A 1,842-nucleotide genomic window follows, 5' to 3' on the forward strand; every position below is an offset into this window, starting at 1 on the left:
TGGCGGGCACGCCGGGGGCGATTGGCCGCGCGGAGCTGGGTGCGGCGAACGCGGCGGTCCGGGCGGGTGCCGCGCTGAAGGTCGTGTCCCTGAACGCCGTCGCGCCCGACGACCCGGCCGCCAGGGAGCGCTGCCCGTTCCGGGCCGGTGAGCACCCCTGCACCGGGGGCGCGCCCGCCGAGGGCACTCCCGCCCACTCCTTCATCCGGCACGCGACCGGGGAGCGCGGGCTGCGGATCATCGCCGACGGCAGGTTCGGGAACTGACCCCGGCCCTGCCGAAGGCGCCCGCCCGGCAGGCTTGTCACCGCGACCGCCGCGCGCCTACCGTCACCCTGGTAAACGCTTTCCAAGGAGGCGCGAACGATGGCAGCGCGAAGCCTGGGCGTGGTGATGAACGGGGTCACCGGGCGCATGGGGTACCGCCAGCACCTGCTCCGCTCGGTGCTCGCGATCCGCGAGCAGGGCGGCGTCCCGCTCTCCGACGGGTCGCGGGTGCAGCTCGAACCGGTGCTCGTCGGGCGCAGCGGGACCAGGCTCGCCGAGATCGCCGGGCGGCACGGGCTCACCCGGTGGACCACCGACCTGGACTCGGCGCTGTCCGACGACGGCTGCCCGCTGTACTTCGACGCGCAGCTGACCTCGGTGCGCGAGAAGTCCGTCGTGCGCGCCATCGACGCGGGCAGGCACGTCTACACCGAGAAGCCCGTCGCCGAGACCGTCGAGCAGGCCCTTGGGCTCGCCCGGCTCGCCGAGGCGGCCGGGGTGCGCAACGGGGTGGTGCACGACAAGCTCTACCTGCCCGGACTGCTCAAGCTCAAGCGGTTGGTGGACGGCGGGTTCTTCGGGCGGGTGCTGTCGGTGCGCGGCGAGTTCGGCTACTGGGTGTTCGAGGGCGACTGGCAGCCCGCGCAGCGCCCCTCCTGGAACTACCGGGTGGAGGACGGCGGCGGCATCGCCGTGGACATGTTCTGCCACTGGAACTACGTGCTGGAGAACCTGTTCGGCCGGGTGGAGGCGGTCACCGCGCGGGTGGCCACGCACGTCGACCAGCGGGTGGACGAGCGCGGCGAGACCTACGCGGCCACCGCCGACGACGCCGCCTACGCGATCTTCGAGCTGCCGGGCGGGGTCATCGCCCAGGTCAACTCCTCGTGGTGCGTGCGCGTGCACCGGGACGAGCTGGTCGAGTTCCAGGTCGACGGCACGCACGGCAGCGCCGTCGCCGGGCTGCACCGCTGCGTCGTGCAGTCCCGCGCCACCACGCCCCGGCCGGTGTGGAACCCGGACGTCCCGGAGCCCACCTCGTTCCGGGACCAGTGGCAGGAGGTCCCGGACAACGCCGAGTTCGACAACGGGTTCAAGGCGCAGTGGGAGCAGTTCGTCCGGCACGTCGTGGAGGACGCCCCGCACCCGTACGACTTCCTGGCCGGGGCGAGGGGCATCCAGCTGGCCCGCGCCGGGCTGCGCTCCTCCGACGAGGGGCGCCGGGTCGAGCTGGAGCGGTGGTGAGCGCGCAGGTCGTCCTGCCCGGCGGGCGGGTCCACGTGCTGCGCGAGCCGGTCGCGCGGGTCGTGTCGGCCGAGCCGTTCCGGACCAGGGTCGCGTTCGCCGCCGCGCACGTGGTCGCGGACCCGTTGGGGGACAACGCCCCCGGCGCGCCCGCCGCGATCGACTGGGACGCCACGCTCGCGTTCCGCAGGCACCTGTGGGCGCACGGGCTGGGCGTCGCCGAGGCGATGGACACCGCGCAGCGGGGCATGGGCCTCGACTACGCGGCCACCAAGGAGCTGGTCAAGCGCAGTGCCGCGGAGGCCGCCTCGGTCGGTGGCAAGATCGTCGC

At 74.2% G+C, this 1,842-nt stretch carries 3 protein-coding genes; all 3 read left to right on the forward strand.

What is annotated here, in order from left to right; genetic code table 11:
- Positions 1-266, forward strand: a 266-nt coding sequence (locus tag ACTUAL_RS14545) for a hypothetical protein (RefSeq protein WP_440900617.1), incomplete at its 5' end; no start/stop codon positions are given.
- Positions 267-365: 99 nt separating this feature from the next.
- Positions 366-1,511 carry a Gfo/Idh/MocA family protein gene (locus tag ACTUAL_RS14550; RefSeq protein WP_440900618.1) on the forward strand — a complete coding sequence of 382 codons (1,146 nt, stop codon included), beginning with the start codon at positions 366-368 and terminating at the stop codon, positions 1,509-1,511.
- Between the two features lie 35 nt (positions 1,512-1,546).
- Positions 1,547-1,842, forward strand: a 296-nt coding sequence (locus tag ACTUAL_RS14555) for a DUF993 family protein (RefSeq protein WP_440900619.1), incomplete at its 3' end; no start/stop codon positions are given.

The sequence above is a fragment of the Actinosynnema sp. genome, from assembly GCF_052038725.1.

Bases quoted from the DNA above. Each gene is read 5' to 3' on its own strand.
- ACTUAL_RS14550 (WP_440900618.1), top strand. From the start codon at position 366: ATGGCAGCGCGAAGCCTGGGCGTGGTGATGAACGGGGTCACCGGGCGC.